The 21165-nt window shown below is 61.8% G+C and carries 26 protein-coding genes; 19 read left to right on the top strand and 7 right to left on the bottom strand.

All coding sequences use genetic code 11. The features are described 5' to 3' along the window. The 6 genes from BN2475_RS11740 to BN2475_RS11715 are packed head-to-tail and all read left to right on the top strand — an operon-like array spanning nucleotide 1 to nucleotide 3957. The gene (locus BN2475_RS11740) at nucleotides 1-1248 is read left to right on the top strand and encodes a Rieske 2Fe-2S domain-containing protein (RefSeq protein WP_162844470.1); all 1248 of its coding nucleotides are present in this window, start codon (nucleotides 1-3) and stop codon (nucleotides 1246-1248) included. Then, nucleotides 1245-1775 carry an aromatic-ring-hydroxylating dioxygenase subunit beta gene (locus tag BN2475_RS11735; RefSeq protein WP_094779696.1) on the top strand — a complete coding sequence of 177 codons (531 nt, stop codon included), beginning with the start codon at nucleotides 1245-1247 and terminating at the stop codon, nucleotides 1773-1775. Before BN2475_RS11740 ends, BN2475_RS11735 begins: the two co-directional genes overlap by 4 nt. A 10-nt stretch (nucleotides 1776-1785) precedes the next feature. Beyond that, nucleotides 1786-2115, top strand: coding sequence for a non-heme iron oxygenase ferredoxin subunit (locus BN2475_RS11730; protein WP_094779695.1), 330 nt, complete (start codon nucleotides 1786-1788; stop codon nucleotides 2113-2115). Nucleotides 2116-2141: 26 nt separating this feature from the next. Then, nucleotides 2142-2429: a DUF1330 domain-containing protein gene (locus BN2475_RS11725; protein ID WP_094779694.1), complete on the top strand. Its 288-nt coding sequence runs from the start codon at nucleotides 2142-2144 to the stop codon at nucleotides 2427-2429. A 31-nt stretch (nucleotides 2430-2460) separates the two neighbouring features. Beyond that, nucleotides 2461-2748: a DUF1330 domain-containing protein gene (locus BN2475_RS11720; protein ID WP_094779693.1), complete on the top strand. Its 288-nt coding sequence runs from the start codon at nucleotides 2461-2463 to the stop codon at nucleotides 2746-2748. Nucleotides 2749-2772: 24 nt separating this feature from the next. After that, nucleotides 2773-3957: an FAD-dependent monooxygenase gene (locus tag BN2475_RS11715; RefSeq protein WP_094779692.1), complete on the top strand. Its 1185-nt coding sequence runs from the start codon at nucleotides 2773-2775 to the stop codon at nucleotides 3955-3957. A 37-nt stretch (nucleotides 3958-3994) separates the two neighbouring features. On the opposite strand, the gene BN2475_RS11710 is transcribed toward BN2475_RS11715, so the two are convergent. The 3 genes from BN2475_RS11710 to BN2475_RS11700 are packed head-to-tail and all read right to left on the bottom strand — an operon-like array spanning nucleotide 3995 to nucleotide 8300. Then, nucleotides 3995-5482: a DHA2 family efflux MFS transporter permease subunit gene (locus tag BN2475_RS11710; protein ID WP_245841278.1), complete on the bottom strand. Its 1488-nt coding sequence runs from the start codon at nucleotides 5480-5482 to the stop codon at nucleotides 3995-3997. Nucleotides 5483-5535: 53 nt separating this feature from the next. Beyond that, entirely contained in the window at nucleotides 5536-6765 is a 1230-nt protein-coding gene (locus BN2475_RS11705; protein WP_094779690.1) for an HlyD/EmrA/EmrK family protein, read from the bottom strand. Next, nucleotides 6762-8300, bottom strand: coding sequence for an efflux transporter outer membrane subunit (locus tag BN2475_RS11700; protein WP_094779689.1), 1539 nt, complete (start codon nucleotides 8298-8300; stop codon nucleotides 6762-6764). Before BN2475_RS11700 ends, BN2475_RS11705 begins: the two co-directional genes overlap by 4 nt. Nucleotides 8301-8339: 39 nt before the next feature. On the opposite strand from BN2475_RS11700, the gene BN2475_RS11695 reads away from it, so the two are divergent. Next, nucleotides 8340-8564, top strand: coding sequence for a LysR substrate-binding domain-containing protein (locus BN2475_RS11695; RefSeq protein WP_094779688.1), 225 nt, complete (start codon nucleotides 8340-8342; stop codon nucleotides 8562-8564). A 278-nt stretch (nucleotides 8565-8842) separates the two neighbouring features. On the opposite strand, the gene BN2475_RS11690 is transcribed toward BN2475_RS11695, so the two are convergent. Then, nucleotides 8843-9265, bottom strand: coding sequence for an ACT domain-containing protein (locus BN2475_RS11690; RefSeq protein ID WP_094779687.1), 423 nt, complete (start codon nucleotides 9263-9265; stop codon nucleotides 8843-8845). Between the two features lie 181 nt (nucleotides 9266-9446). Beyond that, nucleotides 9447-9995, bottom strand: a complete 549-nt coding sequence (locus BN2475_RS11685; protein WP_094779686.1) for a hypothetical protein — start codon at nucleotides 9993-9995, stop codon at nucleotides 9447-9449. Nucleotides 9996-10112: 117 nt separating this feature from the next. Here BN2475_RS11685 and BN2475_RS11680 point away from each other — a divergent pair, with 117 nt between their 5' ends. From BN2475_RS11680 to BN2475_RS11640, 9 genes are all read left to right on the top strand, one after another. Further along, complete coding sequence (locus BN2475_RS11680; RefSeq protein ID WP_094779685.1) at nucleotides 10113-10382, top strand: hypothetical protein; 270 nt, start codon at nucleotides 10113-10115, stop codon at nucleotides 10380-10382. A 238-nt stretch (nucleotides 10383-10620) separates the two neighbouring features. Then, complete coding sequence (locus BN2475_RS11675) at nucleotides 10621-11124, top strand: SUF system Fe-S cluster assembly regulator (protein WP_094779684.1); 504 nt, start codon at nucleotides 10621-10623, stop codon at nucleotides 11122-11124. Continuing rightward, nucleotides 11121-12569: a Fe-S cluster assembly protein SufB gene (gene sufB / locus BN2475_RS11670; RefSeq protein WP_094779683.1), complete on the top strand. Its 1449-nt coding sequence runs from the start codon at nucleotides 11121-11123 to the stop codon at nucleotides 12567-12569. The genes BN2475_RS11675 and sufB overlap by 4 nt, the downstream gene beginning before the upstream one ends. A 29-nt stretch (nucleotides 12570-12598) precedes the next feature. Next, a complete protein-coding gene (gene sufC, locus BN2475_RS11665) occupies nucleotides 12599-13390 on the top strand; it encodes a Fe-S cluster assembly ATPase SufC (protein ID WP_094779682.1) in 792 nt (263 codons plus the stop codon). After that, complete coding sequence (gene sufD / locus BN2475_RS11660; protein ID WP_094779681.1) at nucleotides 13387-14712, top strand: Fe-S cluster assembly protein SufD; 1326 nt, start codon at nucleotides 13387-13389, stop codon at nucleotides 14710-14712. Before sufC ends, sufD begins: the two co-directional genes overlap by 4 nt. Beyond that, nucleotides 14709-15962 (top strand): cysteine desulfurase, encoded by a 1254-nt coding sequence (locus BN2475_RS11655; protein ID WP_094779680.1) that lies wholly within the window; start codon nucleotides 14709-14711, stop codon nucleotides 15960-15962. The genes sufD and BN2475_RS11655 overlap by 4 nt, the downstream gene beginning before the upstream one ends. After that, a complete protein-coding gene (gene sufU / locus BN2475_RS11650; protein WP_094779679.1) occupies nucleotides 15959-16414 on the top strand; it encodes a Fe-S cluster assembly sulfur transfer protein SufU in 456 nt (151 codons plus the stop codon). Before BN2475_RS11655 ends, sufU begins: the two co-directional genes overlap by 4 nt. An 8-nt stretch (nucleotides 16415-16422) precedes the next feature. Beyond that, nucleotides 16423-16791: an SUF system Fe-S cluster assembly protein gene (locus BN2475_RS11645; RefSeq protein ID WP_094779678.1), complete on the top strand. Its 369-nt coding sequence runs from the start codon at nucleotides 16423-16425 to the stop codon at nucleotides 16789-16791. Nucleotide 16792: 1 nt separating this feature from the next. Then, on the top strand, nucleotides 16793-17113 hold the full coding sequence (locus tag BN2475_RS11640) for a Rieske (2Fe-2S) protein (RefSeq protein WP_094779677.1): 321 nt from the start codon (nucleotides 16793-16795) through the stop codon (nucleotides 17111-17113). A 146-nt stretch (nucleotides 17114-17259) separates the two neighbouring features. On the opposite strand, the gene BN2475_RS11635 is transcribed toward BN2475_RS11640, so the two are convergent. Next, entirely contained in the window at nucleotides 17260-17814 is a 555-nt protein-coding gene (locus BN2475_RS11635; RefSeq protein ID WP_245841276.1) for a dioxygenase family protein, read from the bottom strand. A 915-nt stretch (nucleotides 17815-18729) separates the two neighbouring features. Here BN2475_RS11635 and BN2475_RS11625 point away from each other — a divergent pair. Genes BN2475_RS11625 through BN2475_RS11615 form a run of 3 tightly spaced genes read left to right on the top strand, consistent with a single transcriptional unit; the run spans nucleotide 18730 to nucleotide 19931 of the window. Further along, complete coding sequence (locus tag BN2475_RS11625) at nucleotides 18730-19311, top strand: RNA polymerase sigma factor (RefSeq protein WP_174641936.1); 582 nt, start codon at nucleotides 18730-18732, stop codon at nucleotides 19309-19311. A gap of 12 nt (nucleotides 19312-19323) precedes the next feature. Next, nucleotides 19324-19632, top strand: a complete 309-nt coding sequence (locus tag BN2475_RS11620) for a hypothetical protein (protein WP_094779673.1) — start codon at nucleotides 19324-19326, stop codon at nucleotides 19630-19632. Between the two features lie 2 nt (nucleotides 19633-19634). Then, nucleotides 19635-19931: a 4Fe-4S binding protein gene (locus BN2475_RS11615; protein WP_094779672.1), complete on the top strand. Its 297-nt coding sequence runs from the start codon at nucleotides 19635-19637 to the stop codon at nucleotides 19929-19931. 393 nt (nucleotides 19932-20324) lie between these two features. On the opposite strand, the gene BN2475_RS11610 is transcribed toward BN2475_RS11615, so the two are convergent. Continuing rightward, on the bottom strand, nucleotides 20325-21095 hold the full coding sequence (locus tag BN2475_RS11610) for a hypothetical protein (RefSeq protein WP_245841274.1): 771 nt from the start codon (nucleotides 21093-21095) through the stop codon (nucleotides 20325-20327). Between the last annotated feature and the right edge of the window lie 70 nt (nucleotides 21096-21165).

The raw sequence follows: 21165 nt of genomic DNA, 5'->3' as shown, positions 1-21165 counted from the left end.
ATGGCCGCCGCCCTCGACTGGAAGGGTGAGGGCTCGAGCCGTACGCCCTTCGACGCGTATACCAGTGAAGCGCTGTACCAGCGCGAACTGGAACGTCTCTTTTATTCAAGGCACTGGTGCTATATCGGGCTGGAGGCAGAAATCCCGAACCCGGGTGATTTCCGCCGCACCGAAGTGGGGGAACGCTCGGTCATCATGACGCGCGACAAGGAAGGCAAAGTCGTGGTCGTCGAAAATGCGTGCGCCCACCGCGGAATGCAGTTCTGTCGCGAGCGTGCTGGCAACGCGCAGGACTTCCGCTGCCCGTACCACCAATGGAACTATGACTTGAATGGCAACCTGACCGGTGTGCCGTTCCGGCGCGGTGTGCGCCAGGGCGGCCGCATCAACGGCGGCATGCCGTCCAACTTCGACCCGAAGGAGCACGGGCTTAGGCTCCTTAGGGTTTCGACTCGCGGTGGTGCCGTGTTTGCTTCGTTCGATCCCGATGTTGAATCGTTTGAAGACTTTCTTGGCCCCCAGATTCTGGCGTACTACGACCGGCTCTTCCACGGTCCGAAACTGACCGTGCTCGGCTACACGCGCCAGCGCATTCCCAGCAACTGGAAGCTGATGCAGGAGAACATCAAGGATCCCTATCACGCTGGCTTGTTGCATACGTGGTTCGTCAACTTCGGTCTTTGGCGCGCAGACAATCCCGCCAGGCTGGTCACAGATGCGCGGCATCGCCATGGCGCGATGATCTCGATTCGCAGCGGCGGTGGCGGCGGCGAAGTCACGCGCAACGTGACGAGTTTCAAGGAAAGGATGACCTTGCACGATGACCGCTTTCTCGACGTCGTGCATGAACCGTGGTGGGGCGAGCCGACCGTCGTGATGCTGACCCTGATGCCGAGCGTGATCATCCAGCAGCAGGTCAACGCGTTGTCAACCCGGCGCATTCGTCCGTCTGGCCCAGGGGTATTCGATTACGTGTGGACTCATTTCGGTTTCGAGACCGACGACGACACCATGACGCGCCGACGCCTGCGTCAGGCGAACCTGTTCGGTCCGGCCGGATTCGTGTCGGCCGATGACGGCGAAGTCATCGAATGTGTGCAGCAAAGCTTTGCACAAGTGAAGCACGGCCATGTGTACAACGAACTAGGTGGGCAGCAGGTCGACGATCACACGGATCACATGGTCAGCGAAACCCTGGTGCGCGGTATGTATCAATACTGGCGTGAAGTCATGGAGGCCAAGTCATGAGCACGACTGCAACGCTCGTTACCCGCACCGCCTGTCAACTCGATGGTGCGGGCGTTCCGAGCTTCGACGACTTCTATGCGCTCGTCGCACTTAACGCCCGCTACGCGGCGGCCCTCGATACCGGCGACTGGGACAGCTGGCCGGAATTCTTTCTCGACCAATGCACGTATCAGGTACTGCCGCGCGAAAACCATGAGCGAGGCATGCCTCTTGCGGTGCTCGCATTCGAGAGCAAGGGCATGTTGAAAGATCGCGTCTACGGGATCAAGGAGACGCTCTTCTTCGATCCGTACTATCAACGGCACGTCGTTGGTGCGCCGCTCATCCATCGGATCGAAGGCGACGTCATTGAAGCGGAAGCCAACTATGTGGTGCTGCGTACCAAGACCGAGCAACTTAGCGACGTGTACAACGCCGGCCGCTACATCGACCGGATTCGCAGGACCGACCAGGGGCTCAGGTTCGAGTCGCGCATCTGCGTGTTCGACAGCGAAATGATCCCGAATTCGCTGATTTATCCGATCTGAAGGTGATGTGATGACGACCTGCTGGACACTCGCGGCCGATGCCGCAACAGTGCGCGAACTCGGCCTCGTCGGCGTGCTGGTGGAAGGGCGCGACGTGGCCTTCTATCTCGTCGATGACGAGATATTCGCGACCGACAACCAATGCACGCACGGCCAGGCGCGGCTGACCGATGGCTTCCTGCTTGACAACGAAATCGAATGTCCGTTGCATCAGGGGCGCTTCGATGTGCGCAGTGGCAAGGCCATGTGCGAGCCGCTGCAGGCCTGCTTGCGCGTTTTTCCGGTGAAGATCGAGGATGGCAAAGTGTTCGTGGCGCTGGACGACGAGGTCCGCGCCTGAATAACTGTGACGAAGAGGAGAAGACGATGGTCGCCTACGTTGTAGTGGAAGTTGATGTGCATGATCCGATACCGTTTGGCGAGTATCGAAGGCTCGGCGTTCCGACCATCTCACAGTACGGCGGACGCGTGCTGGCGCGCAGTGACGATGCGCTCACACTGGAAGGCGAATGGCATCCCAGACGCATCGTAGTACTGGAGTTTGCCGACCTCGACACGGCCCGTCGCTGGCACGCTTCGGCCGAATACCAGGCCGCCCGGAAGATCCGCCTGCCGGTATCGAATACGCGCACCGTTGCGTTCGCGGGTCTTTGAGCTCAGCAGTTGTCTCGATTGGGAGAAGCGCATGTCTGCCTACATCATCTTTGATATCGAGGTGCACGATCAACGTGGCTACGAAGAATATCGGCGGCTCGGTGCACCAACACTCGCCACCTATGGCGGACGGTTCCTCGTGCGCGGCGGCGAGGCGCACACCATTGAGGGAAGCTGGTCGCCCAAACGTGTGATCGTGCTCGAATTCGACAGCATCAGCCAGGCACGCGCCTGGCACCAGTCGGCCGAGTATCAGGCCGCCAGAGAAATTCGCGACCGCACGGCGCACAGCGTCGGCATTATCGTCCAGGGAACTTGAATCGGCGTCGCCTGAGGGGGTTCAATGAGTCAACACATACCCGAGCGCATCGCGATCGTCGGCGCGGGCATTGGTGGCTGTGCGCTCGGCGCACTGCTGCAACGAGGCGGATACAACGTCAGGTTGTTCGAGCAGGCTCCCGGTTTCGCCCGCGTCGGTGCCGGGATTCACCTGAGTCCGAATCTGATGCGGGTGATGCGATTTCTCAGCGTCGACATCCTCGCGTTGTCGTTCGGACAGGAACCGGCTGCCTTCGTCAATCGCCGCGGAGACACCGGCGCGTTGCTTTACCGCCTGCCGCTTGGCAACGCCGCGAACGAGGTTTTCGGCGCGCCGTTCGTTACGCTCAAGCGTGGCGATCTGCACGCGGCACTGCTGTCGGGGCTCACGCCCGACTCGATCGCCTGGGGTAAGCGACTCGTGGGCCTCGAGCCGCGCGGCGACGCGATCGAACTGCGCTTCGCGGATCAATCGAGCGTGCGCGCCGATATCGTGATCGGCGCGGACGGACTGAAATCGCGTGTGCGCGAGGCGCTCATCGGATATGAGCGGCCGACGTTTTCCGGCCAGGTCGCATTTCGCGGCGCGTATCCGAAGGCGCTGCTCGGCAACCTGCCAGTCGACGATCTGACCAAATGGTGGTGCGATGACACGTTCGTGCTGTCGTACTGGCTCGACAACGCACGCGAACAGTTCTACTTCGCCGCGATGACACCCCAGCTCGAGTGGCCGACCGACGCGTCATCATTGCCAGGCGATGTCCACGAAATGATCGGGATCTTTACCGGCTATCACGCCGATGTGCGACACATGCTGGAACACGCGCCGCGCGACTCGGTCACCAAATGGGCGCTGTTCGAGCGGCCCGCGAACTTTATATTCGGCGAGGATCGGGTCGCGCTCATCGGCGATGCGTGCCACCCGATGCGGCCATTCATGTCGCAAGGTGCCGCGATGGCACTGGAAGATGCCGTGGTGCTACTGCGCGCGCTCTCCGGCACAACTGGCTTCGGTGCCGCGTGCGCGGCGTATGCCGCGCATCGGCGCGAGCGGCTCGCGTTGATCCACCAGGTGTCGAGCGCGAATACGTTTATGCGCGGGCCGACCGACCCGACATGGGTGTTCGGCTATGACGCGCTGTCGGACCGTCCCGACAGTCTGCCAATACTGCAGCACGTCTCACGCGTTCCGCGGTGGGAAGTTGCCTGAGGCCGCGGGCGTATCGAGCAACTCGCGAGCAACTCGCTTATCCCTGCGCCCGCTGGTAACGCGTCGTCCAGACAAGCACCAGCGTGGCGCCAAAAAGCAACATGCAGACAAACGAAAAGTCATTCAACGCAAGCATGTGCGCCTGTACGTCGATCGAACGCGCAACCGATGCCAACGCACCCTGCGGAGGCATTCCGCTCTGCTCCAGACGGTCAATCCAGACGCTCGTCTCCGGATTGAAATGGGTAATGCGGTCAACCAGATAGGTGTTGTGTACGCGTGCGCGCCGCTCGAAAAAGGTCGGCGCGAGCGATGTGGCGACGCTCGTGCCGATCCTGCGCAGCGAATTCTGCAGACCGGATGCCGCCGGCAGTCGCTCGCGCGGTAATGCGGCGAGCGACAGCGACACCAACGGCGTAATAAAAAACGCGGTCGCGCTGCCCATCAGCAGCGAGTTGAGCGCGACGGTTTCGATCGGCACGTCGCTGTTGAACCCCATCCGGGCGAACGATGCGATGGCCCACCCGAGCAACGCGACGGTGGCAAACCAGCGCGGATCCACACGCTGCTGATAGCGGCCGACAAGCGGCGCGATCACGATCCCGGCGATGCCGAGCGGCGCTGTCGCGATGCCGGCCCAGGTCGCGGTATAGCCGAGTTCCGTTTGCAACCACAGCGGCACCAGCACAAGCGCGCCATAGTAGACGCCGAATCCAACCGTAACAGCGATGGTCCCGGCGGTGAAATTGCGATCCGCGAACAGGCGCAAGTCGACGATCGGATGCTTGTCCGTCAGTTCCCACAGCACGAACGCGACGAAGCCGAGCATGCAGCAAATCGCGAGGATGCGGATCGGCGTTGCGTTGAACCAGTCCAGGTCCTGGCCCTGATCGAGGAAGAGCTGCAGTGAGCCAAACGACAATGCAAGCAGCAGCAATCCGATCAGATCGACCGGCAGCTTGCGCGTCGGATTGTCGTGTCCGCGCAGGCAGCGCGTGAGCACCATCACGACCGCGATGCCGGTCGGTGCGTTGACATAGAAAATCCACGGCCAGCTGATGTTGTCGGTGATCCAGCCGCCGGCGATCGGACCCAGGACCGGCGCGATGAATGTCGTAGTCTGCCAGACGGCCAGCGCGACGTGTCGGCGTGCGGTCGGAAAAACGGCGACCAGCAACGCTTGCGACAACGCGGTCACGGGTCCGGACACCGCTCCTTGCAGCGCGCGGAACAGCAAAAGCAATTCGAAGTTGGGCGCGAGCCCGCACAACACCGATGTGAGTACGAACAAGCCGACCGATACGCGGAACAGCCTGACCTGACCGAAGCGCTGCGCGAGCCAGCCGGTTAGAGGTAGCGTGATCGCCAGCGGCGTCGCGAACGACGTCAGCATCCAGGTGCCCTGGTGCGGCGCGACGCCCAAGTCGCCCGAAATCGCGGGCACGGCGACGTTCGCGATCGTCAGGTCCAGCGTCTGCATGAAATTCGCTACGCTGATCGCGATCGCGACCAGCGCGAGTGGCATACCCCGCATCGGCTCAACTGGGCGCAATGGCCTGGACGTACTCACGCTCACGCTCACATTACCGGAGGGACATGTGCTCCGCGGGCCTGGTCGGCGTGCGCCCCCGGCACGGCATTCTCGCGGATGATCTGGTCGACCACGTCACTGCCCACGTTCTCGTCGTCACGAAAAATCGCCGTCGTGTCAAGCGTACGCACTGGCCGTGCGGGACTCGATGCCGCGTTCGCCTCGCCGGCCCTGCCGCCCACCCGCACCTGCGCGGTCATCGACAGGCCGATGCGAAGCGGATGTCTGCGCAACTCCTGTGGGTCGAGCGCGATACGCGCTGACAAGCGCTGCACGACCTTGATCCAGTTGCCGGTTGCGTTTTGCGCCGGCACTGAAGCGAACGCTGCGCCCGTGCCGGCTTCGAAGCCTTCGATCACGCCGTGATACGTCAGGGCACTGCCATATAGATCCGCGTGCAGTTGAACCCGCTGGCCCACATGCATCCGTCGCAGTTGTGATTCCTTGAAATTGGCTTCGGCCCACAACCGATCCATGGGCACGATCGCAAACATGGGCGTTCCCGGCACAACGCGCTGTCCGACTTCGACCACGCGTTTGGTCACGAGACCAGCGACCGGCGCGAGCACGACTGTACGGCGCATCGCGAGGGCGGCGCTGCGCACTTGCGCGGCGGCGCTGCGCACCAGCGGACTCGAGTCGATCGAGGTGCCATCGGTATGGGCGACGCTCGCCTGATACGCCGCGCGCTGTGCGTCGAGCGCTGCGTCAGCGCTGCTGGCCGCATCTCGTGCATGCCGCACGTCCTCGTCGGCAACAGCACCGTCGCTGATCAGCGCGAGACGCCGGTTCAGGTCGTCTCGCGCCCGAGTGGCCGCGGCTTCGCGCAGGCGGATTTGCGCACGTTCGCGCTCGGCATCGGCGCTCGCCGAGCGGTATTCGCGCACCGCATGCGCAAGCTGGTCGCTTGCCGCATCTAGCGCTATTTTTGCGTCGGTCTTGTCCAGTTCGATCAGGGGCGTGCCGGCTTCAACCGAATCGGTGTTTTGCACTAACACTGCGACGACGGTGCCGACGATCTGGGGCGAGACCTGAACGACGTCGCCCGCGACGTAGGCATCGTCAGTCGACTCGATGCCGCGTGCGGTGAGCCACCACGCGGCGGCCGACGCGAGCGCGACAGTCCCCACGATCATCGCGAACCCGGTGAAGTAGCGGCGCCGCCGGCGCTGCCGCTCGTCGTCCGGCAACGTAGAGTAGTGTTCCGATTGACTCATTTTGAGACATCTCCGCTCGATGGCGAGCCGCCAAGTGCGGCGACCAGGTGCACGTGCTCAGTCAGCAGCGCACTGTCCGTGCGCGCCTGCGCCGAGCGGTCGTCGAACAGCCGGCTTTGCGCGAGCAATACGTCCAGATAGCCAGTCAAGCCTCGCCGATAGCGGTGCACTTCGACATCGAACGCGTGCTGCGCGTCATCGAGGGCCTGCGTGGTCAGTTCAAGCTGCTCACGCAGCGCGGTGATCGACGCCAGTGAGTCGGCGACCTGCGCCAACGCGCCAATCAACGTATCGTCATAAGCGGCGACGGCGGCAGTGTACGCAGCTGTCTGCGCACGCAGGCTGGCGCGCAAGCGTCCGCCTTCAAAGATCGGCAACGTCAGCGCGGGACCTACACCCAGCGAGCTGCTATTGCCACTGAACAACGCGTGAAAGCCAAGGCTTTGGAGGCCGGCGAACGCCAGCAGATTGATGCTGGGATAGAACGCCGCTTTCGCCGCATCGATGCCAGCCGACTCCGCCTCGACGCCCGCGCGTGCGGCGGCGACATCCGGGCGACGGCCGATCAGGTCTGCAGGCAGCGCTCCCGGCAGAGCCGGACGCACATCGAGCGTGCCGAGTCGCGGCGTCAGGGTGTCGGCGTAGCCCGGACCCCGCCCGACCAGCGCGGCGATCTGGTGTCGGGTTCGAGCGACATCCGCATTCAGGCGCGCAAGCTCCGCCCGCGCAAGCGGGATCGGCTCGCTGGCACGCAAGCCCGCCACGCGAGTGTCAATGCCTTGAGCAATGCGCTCTTGCGTCAGCGCGAGAATGGCTTTGCGCTGGTCCAGGATATCGTTCGCGATCTGCAGCAGGCGCAAGTCCAGGGCCAGCGTCAGGTATGCGCTGACCAGCGCGGTCTGCAATGCGAGTGCGACGCAGCGTGCCTGTGCCAGTTGTGCGTCGGCTCGCCGCTCGGACGCTCTCGTCAAGGCTCGGGCGCGACCGGAAAGATCAAGATCGAGCGACGCCTGCAACAATGCCTGGACATCGGTCTGCCAGTGACCTGCAGCCGGGGGCGGGATTTTGTAGCTGGCCGGGAAGCGGGTTGGCACCGCGCTGACGGTCGCAAAGAGCTGCGGCGATGTTGCCGACCGCTCAACGTCTGACAGCGCGAGCGCCTCCGTCACCCGCGCTTGCGCGGCGGTCAGCTCGGGCGAATTGCTCAGTGCGTCGTCGACCACTTGATCAAGCGCGGGATCGCCGAACACACTCCACCACCGCATGTTGATGGCCGGTGCCGGGATCGCTTCGCGGATCTCGCGCCCAACATCAAGCGATTCCGGCGACATCGGCTGGACCGGGATCCCTTGGGCGCCAAAATCGGCGCACCCGACGAGCGCCGCAACACTCAGCGCGGCTGCGAAAGCCTGCGCCACGGCCCGGACAGTTCTGGGTGCAAAGGATACAGCCCGAAGCATGCGTCGTTCTCCAAAAACGCTTCCAACCTGCGATATAGCTTGAGGAATTATTGGTCTGATCGGCCGCAGCGTCATCTGTCGGAAATGACAGTTGGAAAGGCGCTCTGTCGGTGATTGGTCGATCTTCAGTTGAGCGACCGGGTGGTGGATCTCGCGGTGGAGCGTGTCGATCTCGCGATCCGTAGCGGGCGTGATTTGAGCGGTGATCTGGTCGCCATGCGACTTGCGCCGGTACGTCGTCTGGTTTGTGTCGCACCTTCGGACCTGACCAAAGCAGGCCGGCCGGAAACGCTAAAGCAGTTGCTTGAACATGAGCGTCCGGGCAGGCGTACAGCGTGAATAGCAGAAGCGCTTTTCGCTGCGCTACCGCGACGCGGGCGCGTCTTTTTCTTGAGCACGTTCGCGCCCATATTGATGATCCGCCGTATTGGGACCGCACAGAACGATCGAAGCCTTCAGACGCACGTCGGCCGAGGCGTGCTTCATGATCGAAAGCGGGTGGCGATCAATTGAGCGTCGTACGTTGCGAGGGCGTCGGCTAGCGTTTCGCAGGCAATGTCGACCCGTTGCCTCGCCAGCAAGCAAGCCAGGCGAGTTCGCAGTCCGGCACAGGCGCTTCAGGCCCTCTGCAGAATGTCGATCGCTTTTTCCGCATCGTCCAACGAGTCGACCGCGAGATAAGCAATGAACTGCGTGCCAAGTACAGCGGCCGAAACGCCGCGGAGGTTGATCCCCTCGTCTGCCAGCATCTGGGTCAATTGCGCGATGATCCCCAGTTGGTCCAGACCCATTACACGGACGGAGTGAAGGCTCGGGGTGACGCTGAACCCCACCTGTGTAGCGGCACGGATCTCCGTCTCCCCTTGCAGCGGTGCGACAAAGACGATTCCCTTGCCCGATGCTTCCGGCGTGCGACGTGCAACGACGAACTGCAAGTCCGCCCCAGCATCCCGCAAGGCGCTTAATACTTTCGCAAGGCCGCCTGGACTGTCCTCGATGGTCGCTGCCCAAACATCGACACGTTCAACGCTCAGTTCCATGGCGATGCCTCCCGTCTGTCACACCTCAATAAAGAAAATCTAGTTCACTAACGGGACGCGAGCAAGACCGCCACCGTAAGCGACGCACGGGAATGCCGGGAATGCCGGGAATCCCCGGGCCGGCACTGCCAAATTTGATGTTATTGAAGAAACGGCCGCCGGACTGGACTTGCGTCAGCAATCACATCGGCTTGTTGTCGCCACCCTGTTCGTGGAGCGGGTCCGGGCTCTTCTGGGTTGAGCGCAGCACGCCGGTGTCGTCGAAATAGAAATGAAACAGCAGGTACCACACGCCGTCTTCCAGATAGCGATAGCTCCATACTTCGCGCTTCATCAATGGAAAGTAAGCCGTTTCCTCCGGCCGGCCGAAGTTGACCAGAACCTCATTCTTGGTCCACTTGCCAGGCTCCGCGCGGTAAAACTCGTTCGGCTGCAGCACTTGCCGGATGCTGATCACCTTGCCGGTCGCATCGATGTCTGCGGCGACGGTGACTTCCCCCATAGGCTGCGTCGGCCACATCAGCCGCCTGGAGCCGTCAGGCAGGTTGTAGACCTCGCGCGGCTGCCCCAGTCTGGCGACGACGGCGGATTCCTGTTCGCCTGTATGGAACCCCTCCCACGGCTGCGCGCAGGCCCCAAGCGCGAATACCGCCGCGCAGACCAGCGCGGCGCGTGTGTCACATGCCCGACCCAATGCCGGTCGGAATGGGTTCGATCGCCGGGATGTCATGTTGGACTCCTCGCACAAGATCAACTTAAAGTTTTTGACACAGGGCGCGGAAAAAGATTTGCGCCGATTCCAGACGCATTGGCGGATCACCTATCGACAAGATTTCCCGAACTTCACATGCACATCCGGGAAGACCTTCACAACCAGGGCTACGTCGGCCGCAGCGTCGGCTGCGGCAGCCTTGCAACGACGCTGCTGGACCGTATGTCGCCGCAAATGCACGCTAGACGGGGGCGGCCGGAAAGACAGACCGGGCCTGAGATCAGGGCGATGAATGTCGCTAACCCGCCTGGGGCTGCCCGCGACGAGGCCAGGCGCATAGCGACAACGCCCGAGTACAAAGAATCTTGCGGTGAGCGAAAGGTCGATATTCTGGATATCGAATAACTAATGTCTCGCCAGAGTGATCCGTCAAGAAGACCAATACACCGACAAGGTTATGCATACAGGTCTAGAATGAAATTGGCGTTGCATCGTTCGCGAAATGCTTCTCCCGAAACGGAAAGCGGTTCGCGACATGGCCAGGAATCCCCACACAGAACAGTGTCGCCCATTGCAAACGTGCGGATTTCGTTTCGATGTAATCAGGACTAAAAGGGTCCTGATTAAAAGGGGAGATATTCCGATGTTGCGCATGAGCAAACTTGCCGATTACGGCACGGTGATCATGACCGCGATGGCGCGCGATCCGGATGCCGTCCACAGCGCAAGCAGCATTGCGGCGGCGACCGGCATCGCGATGCCTACGGTGTCAAAGGTGCTGAAAGTCCTGACGCGGGGTGGTGTCGTGGAGTCGCTGCGCGGCACAAACGGCGGTTACCTGCTGCCGCGGCCGCCCGGGCGGATCACGCTGGCGGAGGTGATCGCCGCCGTCGACGGCCCGATCGGGATGACCGAATGCAGCACTACGCCAGGCCTGTGTATCCAGGAGGCGGTGTGCGCGGTGCGCGCCAACTGGCAGAAGGTCAATCGCCTGATTTACGAAGCGTTGCAGCAGGTCACGCTGGCGGACATGGCGGGCCCCACCTTGCGCGCGGTCGATATTAGCGCGATCCGTGCGCGTAGTATTCCCAACCATCGCGCGGGCGCGACGCCTGCGCGTAAGTCGATTGATGGAGGCCACGCATGAGCGCATCCGCAACCGGTTTCGATGAGCTGATCAGCCGTGAATACCAGCATGGTTTTGTGACCGACCTGCAGGCCGATGCGCTGCCGCGCGGGTTGAGCGAGGACATGGTCCGGCTCATTTCAAGGAAGAAAGACGAGCCGGCGTTCATGCTCGAGTGGCGACTCGCGGCCTACCGCCACTGGCTCACGATGACCGAGCCGCACTGGGCGACGGTCGAACATCCACCGATCGATTACCAGAACATCGTCTATTATTCCGCGCCGATGACGCAGAAGAATCGTCCGAAGAGTCTCGATGACGTCGATCCGGAACTGCTGCGTACCTACGAAAAGCTGGGTGTGCCGCTGAGGGAGCGCGAACTGCTGGCGGGCGTGGCGGTGGATGCGGTATTCGACAGCGTGTCGGTAGCGACTACGTTTCGCGAAAAGCTGGCGGAACTTGGCATCGTGTTCTGTTCGTTCTCGGATGCCGTACAGCATCATCCCGAACTGGTGCGAAAGTATCTCGGCTCGGTCGTGCCGCACACCGACAATTTCTTCGCTGCGCTTAATTCCGCCGTGTTCAGCGATGGCTCGTTCTGCTACATCCCGCCGGGCGTGCGCTGCCCGATGGAACTGTCGACCTACTTTCGTATCAACGCCCGGAACACCGGGCAGTTCGAGCGCACGCTGATCGTCGCCGACAAAGGCGCGTACGTGAGCTATCTGGAAGGCTGCACCGCGCCGATGCGCGACGAAAACCAGCTGCATGCCGCTGTGGTCGAGCTGATCGCGCTGGAAGGGGCGCAGATCCGCTATTCGACCGTGCAGAACTGGTATCCGGGCGATGCGTCGGGCAAAGGCGGCATCTACAACTTCGTGACCAAACGTGGCGATTGCCGCGAGGCGAATGCGAAGATTTCATGGACTCAGGTGGAGACCGGTTCGGCGATTACGTGGAAGTATCCGAGCGTGGTTCTGCAGGGCGATAACTCGGTCGGTGAATTCTATTCGGTGGCGCTCACCAACCACTTTCAACAGGCCGATACCGGCACGAAGATGGTTCACCTCGGCCGCAATACGCGCAGCACGATTCTGTCGAAGGGCATTTCGGCGGGCCGCGGAAAGAACGCGTACCGTGGCCTCGTGAAGGTCGGCCGTGCGGCCGAAGGTGCGCGCAACTACACGCAGTGCGATTCGCTTTTGCTCGGAAACCGTTGCAGTGCTCACACATTCCCTTACATCGAGGTCAAGAACCCGACCGCGAAGGTCGAACACGAAGCATCGACGTCACGCATCGGCGAAGACCAGTTGTTCTATTGTCGGCAGCGTGGGTTGTCGCCGGAAGATGCAGTGTCGATGATCGTGAACGGGTTCTGCAAGGAAGTCTTCAAGGAGCTGCCGATGGAGTTTGCCGTCGAGGCGCAGAAGCTGCTCGGCGTCAGCCTGGAAGGCGCTGTGGGATAGCCCACAGCGAATCGCGAAGGATTCGGACCATGCTTGAAATCAGCAATCTGCAAGTCGAAGTCGACGGCAAGAAAATTCTGCGTGGCATCGATCTGAGGGTAAAGGCCGGCGAGGTGCACGCGATCATGGGCCCGAACGGCTCGGGCAAGAGCACGCTTGCCCAGGTGCTGGCCGGGCGCGAGGACTTTGCTGTCACGGGTGGCGAGGTCTCGTATTGCGGCCGCGACCTGCTGGCGCTCGCACCCGAGGAGCGTGCGCACCAAGGACTGTTTCTCGCGTTCCAGTATCCCGTCGAGATACCCGGCGTGAGCAACGTTTATCTGTTGAAGGCGGCTTTGAACGCGCAGCGGCGGTATCGTGGCGAGCCGGAACTCGATGCGATGGAGTTTCTGCAACTGGTCAAGGAGAGCATGACGCTGATGCAGATGGACGAGAGTCTGCTGTATCGCGCAGTGAACGAAGGTTTTTCCGGTGGAGAAAAGAAACGCAACGAGATCCTGCAGATGGCCGTGCTACAGCCACGGCTCGCGATTCTCGACGAAACGGATTCCGGACTCGACATCGACGCATTGCAGATTGTCGCGCAGGGTGTCAACAGCATGCGCAGTCCAGAACGGGCGATCGTGCTGGTCACGCACTATCAGCGGTTATTGAATTACGTCGTGCCGGATCGTGTGCATGTGCTGGCGAATGGCCGGATCGTGAAGTCGGGATCACGTGAACTGGCGCTGGAGCTGGAACGTAAAGGCTATGGCTGGATCGACGATGAAGTGGTGCAACCAGAAATTGGAGCAGGCCGGGAAAGTGCGGGGCATCCATGAAAAACGAATCTCTCGACTATTTCCATCAGGCTTTTGGGCAACTCGCGAAGACGTTGCCCGGCGTTGAGTTTCTGTGGCTGCGCGCCGCGCGCCGAAGCGCGTTCGACCAGTTCGACGCGCTGGGTTTGCCGACCACGCGGCAGGAGGACTGGAAATACACGAACGTGTCGACGATCGGCAAGCGTCCCTGGCATTTCAGGGCGCAACGCACCGACGATGGCGACGTGCGGCACGTCATCGATGCACTCGAGCTGGACCCTGCCGGGCATCGACTGGTCTTTGTCAACGGTCGGCATGTGCCGCGGCTGTCGAGACTGAATGGTTTAGCACACGGGGTATTTGTGGGCTCGCTTACCCGGGCGTTGAGAGAAATGCCGCAACGACTGGAAGCGGCAATCGCCTCGCAGGCATATACCGACGGTTTTGCCGCGCTGAACATGGCGTTTATGACGGACGGGTTTGCCATCGTGCTGCCGCCTGGCGAGGTCATCGATCAACCGCTGCAGATACTGTTCCTGACCGACGAAGCAGGTCTTGCGGTGCAGCCGTTCAATGTCGTGCTTGCAGGAGCACGCTCGGGCTGCACGATCGTCGAGCACTTTGTCGGGCTGGGCGACGACGCGTACTGGACTAACGCGGTTACCCGCATCGTTGCAGACGAGCAGGCGGACGTGCAGCACTACCGGTTGCAGCAAGAGGGCCCGAAGGCTTTTCATATCGCCTCGCTCGCCGCTGCGCAGCAACGCGGCAGCTGTTTTACCTCACATGCGTTCGCGTTTGGCGCCGCGTTGTCGCGCACGGGCATCTGCACGAGCCTGAACGCCGCGAACGCGCAGGCGACGTTGAATGGTCTTTATTTCGTTGGGGGCCGGCAGCACGTCGATCACCACACGCGCATCGATCACACAGAGCCGCATGGCACGAGTCGCGAATATTACCGAGGGGTGCTCGACGGCGCTGCGCGCGGCGTATTCAACGGGCGCGTCATCGTGCATCGCGATGCGCAGCAAACGGACACGCATCAGGCGAATCACAACCTGTTGCTGTCACGCGATGCGGAAATCGACACGAAGCCGCAACTCGAGATCTACGCCGACGACGTGAAATGCACACACGGCGCGACGGTCGGTCAACTGGACGACAGTCAGCTGTTCTATTTACGTGCTCGGGGAGTCGAAGAGCGCATGGCGCGGGCGCTACTGACCTACGCATTTGCGCGCGACATTGTCGAACGTGTGCGCATCGATTCGCTGCGTGGCCGGCTCGAAGACCTGCTGCTCGCGCGCACCCCGGAAGGCGAGCGCATCAGGGAGTTGCTATGAAGCCGATCGAACAGATGCAGACGCCCGATCCGCGCAATGTCGAGCATTGGCGAGCCGATTTTCCGATTCTGGGCGAGCGCGTGCATGGCCGGCCATTGGTCTATCTCGACAATGGCGCCACTACGCAAAAACCCGCCGCGGTCATCTACGCGGAAAACGCTTACTACCGGCATAGCAACGCCAACGTGCACCGCGGCGTGCATCTGCTGTCGCAGCGCGCGACCGATTCATTCGAGGCAGCACGCGCGAAGATCGCACGCTTCATCAATGCGCAGCGTCCGGAGGAGATCGTGTTCGTGCGTGGCACGACCGAAGCGATCAATCTCGTTGCCCAGAGCTATGCACGCCCGCAGATCAAGCCCGGTGACGAGATCCTGATCAGCGCAATGGAGCACCATTCGAACATCGTGCCGTGGCAGCTGGTCTGTGAGCAGACAGGCGCGGCGCTGAAAGTCGTGCCGATCGACGATACGGGCGCGCTCGATGCCGACGCGTACGAGCGCTTATTCAGTGAACGTACGCGGCTGGTCGCGATGACGCACCTGGCCAACGCGCTCGGCAGCATCAATCCGGTGGAGCGCATCGTTGCGGGGGCGCACGCGCGGGGCGTGCCGGTACTGCTGGATGGCGCGCAGGCGATTGCGCATTTGCCAGTCGACGTCCGCGCGATAGATTGCGATTTCTACGCGTTTTCCGGGCATAAGGTATACGGACCGACTGGCATTGGCGTGCTATACGCCAGGGCCGCACTGCTTGAAGCGATGCCGCCGTGGCAGGGCGGCGGCGACATGATCCGCTCGGTAACGTTCGAGAAAACGGAATACAACGAGATTCCGTGGAAGTTCGAGGCGGGCACGCCGAACATTGCCGGCGCAATCGCGCTGGGCGCGGCGCTCGACTATGTCGACAGCATCGGCATGGAAGTCATCGCCGCGCACGAGAACGAGCTGCTCGCCTATGCAACGGATGCATTGCGGGTGATACCGGGCTTGCGTTTCATCGGTACTGCACGCGACAAGGCGAGCATTCTGTCATTCGTGCTCGACGGCGTGCATGCCCATGATGTCGGCACGATTCTCGATCATCACGGCATCGCCGTGCGTGCAGGCCATCATTGCGCGATGCCGGTGATGCAGCGCTTCGGCGTACCGGCGACCGTGCGCGCGTCACTCGCCCTCTACAACACGCACCAGGATATCGACGCGCTGATCGAAGGTCTCGGCAAGGTCAGGGAGATATTCGGAACATGAGCGATCTGCGCGATCTGTATCAGGAAGTCATCTTCGACCACTATCGGAGGCCGCGTAACTGTCATGGACTGTCCGGCGCCAATCACAAGGCCGAGGGTTATAACCCGCTGTGCGGCGACCGGATTACGCTTTATCTGCGCATCGAGGACGGTATCGTCAAAGAGGCGAGTTTCGAAGGCGCAGGCTGTGCGATCGCGACGGCGTCGGCGTCACTGATGACCGAGGCGCTGAAAGGCAAAACGGAAGCAGAGGCCGAAGCGCTGTTCGGGCGCTTTCACGACATGGTGACAACACCCGCTGCAGGGCAGGCGGCAGCCGCGCCGGAGATGGGCAAGCTGGCGGTGCTGTCCGGCGTGCGTGAATTTCCCGAGCGGGTGAAATGCGCGACGCTGGCGTGGCATACGCTGCATGCTGCGTTGCACGACGAGGATCGCCCCGTTTCGACAGAGTGAGGCAAACGATGAACACATTCGACTGGCTGAAGCGCGCTGAGGAAGCACAACCCGGCAGTGGCACAACGACAGAACTTCTTGAAGAACGCGTGATCGACGCGCTGCGAACCGTGTTCGACCCGGAGATTCCAGTCAACATCTACGATTTGGGGCTTGTTTATGGTCTCGACGTGGACGAAGCCGAAGGCCGTGTCGGAATCCGCATGACGCTGACCGCGCCCGGCTGCCCGGTCGCGCAGACCTTCCCGGCGACGGTGGAGGATGCGGTGTTCTCGGTGAGCGGTGTGAACGACGTGCACGTTGAACTGGTGTGGGATCCGCCGTGGTCGAGAGACCAGATGTCGGATGCGGCGCGCTTGCAATTGGGAATGCTTTGACATGTCCGACTGGGTCGATGTCGCCGCGATAGGGGATTTTCCGGCCGGAGCTGTTCGCAGCGTCGAGGTCGATGGCGCGCAGGTCGCTGTGTTCAACGTCGACGGCACCTGTTATGCAATCGAGGACATCTGCCCGCACGACGGCGGCATCCTGACGGGCGGTGTGGTGGAAGGCGACGTGGTCGTCTGTCCGCGCCACGGTGCACGGTTTTGCATCAGGACCGGAAAGGTGCTGGCGCCGCCGGCATATGAGGATGTGGTGGCGTTTCCGGTGCGGATCGAGGCGGGCGTCGTTCAGGTGCGTGACGATCGGTGGGATTGAGTGAGTTAGAGTGAGCCCGGATGGGCCAAACCGGACGCGCGATGCGTGCCTTGCTCGGGCCTCGCGGGTACCCAATGCCAGATAACACTTCCAGGATCACGTCGTCCCCTAACTCTCGATACGCCCCGGCTTTACAACCACTTGCGCTACGTGAGCGCGAGGACGAAATCGAACCGGGCCGCCTTTCGCTCGCCGTCGTTGTCAATCGTCATCAATAGCCGGCGATCGAACAGGGAATCGCGAGCATTGCGCTGCTCGGCAGGAAAGTACAGTTGGGTGGTGAGGATCGGCCCGTTGGGCGGCTGCACAGTCACATGGATGTGTCGTGTGCGTCCCGGATATAGCCCCGGAACGATGGTCTCAAGGCGGTAGCGTCCCTCGCTGTCGGCGAATTGATGGCCGCGTAGCCGGAACCCCTCGACGTCGTACTCGCCGGCGTCATTGGCGTGCCAGAAATCGAGCAAAGCCCCGGAAACCGCGCTGCATCGTATCGAATACACCCGTCCGGTCAGGACGATCTTCGTTCCATTGACTCCCGGTTCGAGCAGCGATGTGCGTTGCGGCGAGTGCGGCAGGAAAAACGGACCTGCCGTCTGCTGCCGGGTCGGTTCGTGTTCGTCGGTGCAGGCGGGCGTAGTTGAAACTGCGCCGGGCCGCCCAAACGCATCTCCGACGGCCAACAGCAGCAACGTGGACGGCACTGCAGTAGACCTGCGAAGAAAATCGCGCCGTCCCTGACTCACACTTCGTGTCCGCATCGTGGGCGATCCTTGCTTTCCGCGTGCTGGCTCCGTTAGCCGCCACGGCGCCAGCACGGCTGGTTGTCGGCTTGGTAGTGTGCGTAGCGCAAGCCTACCGATCCTATGCTGGCCATGGTAAGCCGAAATGGCCGTGTTGTCGGCTGCCACTGAAAATGAAAACCGTGCCGGGTGGGTGAAAAGCTACTGCCCCAGCTCGTGAAAAATCCGGCGGCCGACACGCCGCGCGAGAACATGGGCCGCCTTTCGTCGGCCCTGGCGTCATGATCGATTTTCTGGTCGATGCGTTCGGTGGATTGCCCTCATGGGACCGGGATGACGGAAATTGGGCAGGTGCCACGCCGGCGACGAGTTGAAGACGCATCTTGAACATGCGTCCGCTATATTCCCGACGCCATATAGGGGTCGCAGATGCCTACTTATCGCTGGGCTTGCCACCGATGCCGACCTTGCCGCGTCCTACCTTGCGATGTGGCGCACAGGGGCGCTGCCTTTTCCTGGAGCTAGCCGTCAACGTGGCGTGCTCCGCAGGGTAGCGGGTCGTCCTGTGCGGTGCGGCCTGATAGGCGGGATGGCCCGAATCGATGCGCTTGATACCTGACATAACTGGAACCTCCTCAGAGGATTCTAGGCCGAAACGGCACGGCGGTTATGCCGCCTTCCTGAACACGCTGTAGTCGAACCCGCGACCAGGTGGTCGGCAAACCGGGCGTGCCCTGATGATCGGCCGAGTTTCGGGGACGCCGGCGTCAAAGAACTGCGCAACCTGCTTAAGCTGTTGCCGCGGGTCCATACTGTTCAAGGAAAGATTTTTTGCGCTCGCCACAATATTCTCGCTCCTGAAACGTCTTCAGACGCATGGAGCCGCCACCCACCTCGCACCCGATGACCGACCGAGACAGCGACATCACCGCGACCGTGGTGCGTGAGCGAACGAGGCTCGTCAATTTTATCCGGCGTCGAATACGCGACCCGGATGATGCCGAGGACATCCTGCAGGATGTGTTCCACGAATTTGTGCAGGCTTACCGGCTTCCCGCTCCGATCGAACAGGCGAGCGCGTGGCTTTTCCGTGCCGCGCGCAACCGCATCATCGATCGTTATCGCAAGAAGAAAGAGCAGCCACTAACAGATCTGTCTGAGGCCGAGGACGACGCCAGCAGTGAGTATCGCCTCGACCTCACCCTACCGGCGCACGATGCAGGTCCCGAAGCCCTCTACGCTCGCGCTCTATTGCTCAAGGCCTTGCAGGATGCGCTCGATGAGTTGCCGCCGAATCAACGAGAGGTATTTATCGCGCACGAGCTGGAGGGGCGGCCCTTCAAAGACATGGTGGCGGAAAGCGGCGTCACGCTCAATACGCTGCTCGCGCGCAAACGCTACGCGGTCTTGCATCTGCGCGCCCGACTGCAGGTCATTTATGACGAACTGGATATTTAGAGGAGTCGACGGATGAATTTTCGAATCAGATGTGCTGGCAAAGCGCTGCTTGTGGTGGTCGCGATAGGCGTGCTCGGGTGGGTGGTCATGACTCTATGGAATTGGGTGATTCCGGCGCTATTCGTTGGAGCCCGTGCGATCGACTTCGCACACGCATTGGGCTTGCTGGTTTTGAGCCGCATCCTGTTTGGCGGATTCCGCGGACACGGCGGTTGGCGCGAACGGCGTCACTGGCGCAAATGGGAAGCGATGACGGCCGAAGAACGGGAGCATTTCCAGACGGCATGGCGATCGGGCCGCGCCCGGCGCGCGGGAGATTGAACATGCGCGAGAAATCAACGGGCGACTGCAAACAGAAGCCGGGCGTGATTGCGCCGGTCGTCGACCTGAAACGTTGCGAAGGCAAGGGCGATTGCCTGGAGGTCTGCCCCGAGAATGTGTTTGAGATCCGGCGCATCGATGAGGTCGATTATCTCAGCCTCGATTTGATGCATCGCCTTAAGCTACGCGTGCATGGAATGAAAGTCGCCTACACACCGAACGCGCACGCCTGCCGGTCGTGCGGTCTTTGCGTGACGTCGTGCCCTGAACACGCGATACAGCTCGCCAGAACGGCATAGCGTTACACGTTTTCGCTGAGGGCGGATGGATAGCGCAGGCCGCCTGACGTAGATCCGGGCCGGAGGGGCGAAGGGCTGCTCGCCGACCGCCGCCCAACGCGGCAGGCCGGGACCGACCCGAGCGCTGCCGCAGCTCCCAAAGTATTCAAACGAAATCGCCCGATCCGCAGGCGAAGTCAAGTCATATTCGGCGATGCCGTTATTCGAGGGATAAACCGGCGTGAATGGTTTTTTATAAGCAATTCGATTCGCCGACGCCCGTGTATTGTTGCTGTATATAGCAATAAGGACGCGCGATATCTCTAAAGGAAAAGTGTTTGCGCCAAGCACCGCAGCGCGATGCTCAAGTGCCGGGAGCGTTCGTGCAGCCGCACGTGCTGCCGGAGAAGTTGGTTACTTGGGCGGCGGCAGCGAAGGATCGAGCTTGGCCGAATCCCTGACGAGCTGCTCCGTCATCGCGGCCGCGACCGGGTTCGAGCCCGTGCCTGGCTTCGAGCTACGTTGGTCCATGGCGGCGCGAGCGGTGGACATATCCGGCGGAGGCAACGATGGATCGAGCTTCGCCGATTCCCTGACCAGTTCGTCCGTTTCCGGTGTCGCGCCTCGAGTCGTTATCGCGCGACGGTCCAGACCGTCTCGTCCACGTTTGGCGCGCTGCGCCGGAACCACCTTCGGCACACCCGGGTCCTGCACGTTCACCGACGCGACTGCCGTCGATGGCGCCTGCTTCGGTTGTACCTCCGGTTTCGGTTGCCCAGTGACTTGTGCGGCGGCCGGACCGGATGCGGGCGCGGCCGCCATGGGCGCAGGTGCTACTGCCAGAGCGGGAGCCGTAGCGGAAACCACCGGCTGCTGCGCGATGGCAGTGCTTTTCGTGATTGCGCCGGATGGCTTCGACTGGCCGATGCTGCCTTCCGCCACGTGATCGCTGACGCGCGAATCGACGACGGAAGGGCGTGCGGATTCATCCATGGCGGCCGTGACTTCTGCCATTGCGCGGCGGTCCGCCTGAAGGAGCATCAGGTACGTGGTCCCTGCTGCACCGAGCAGGAGCCCTCCAATAATCATCAAAATCTTTCGGGTATTCATCGTACTTACTGACGGATCCGTCGAACGACGTGAGCTAGCCATGATAAACGACTGATCGCGGCTTTCATCAGGCAAATGCCAGGTGGCTTCTGCCCAACTAGCTGTTCCAAGGCTCCCGAGTTTGCCTGGTTTCCAGGTCAGACTC

Origin of the sequence: Paraburkholderia ribeironis (assembly GCF_900019265.1) — a bacterium.
Classification (GTDB): domain Bacteria; phylum Pseudomonadota; class Gammaproteobacteria; order Burkholderiales; family Burkholderiaceae; genus Paraburkholderia; species Paraburkholderia ribeironis.
This window is presented reverse-complemented; position numbering and strand designations above follow the sequence as displayed.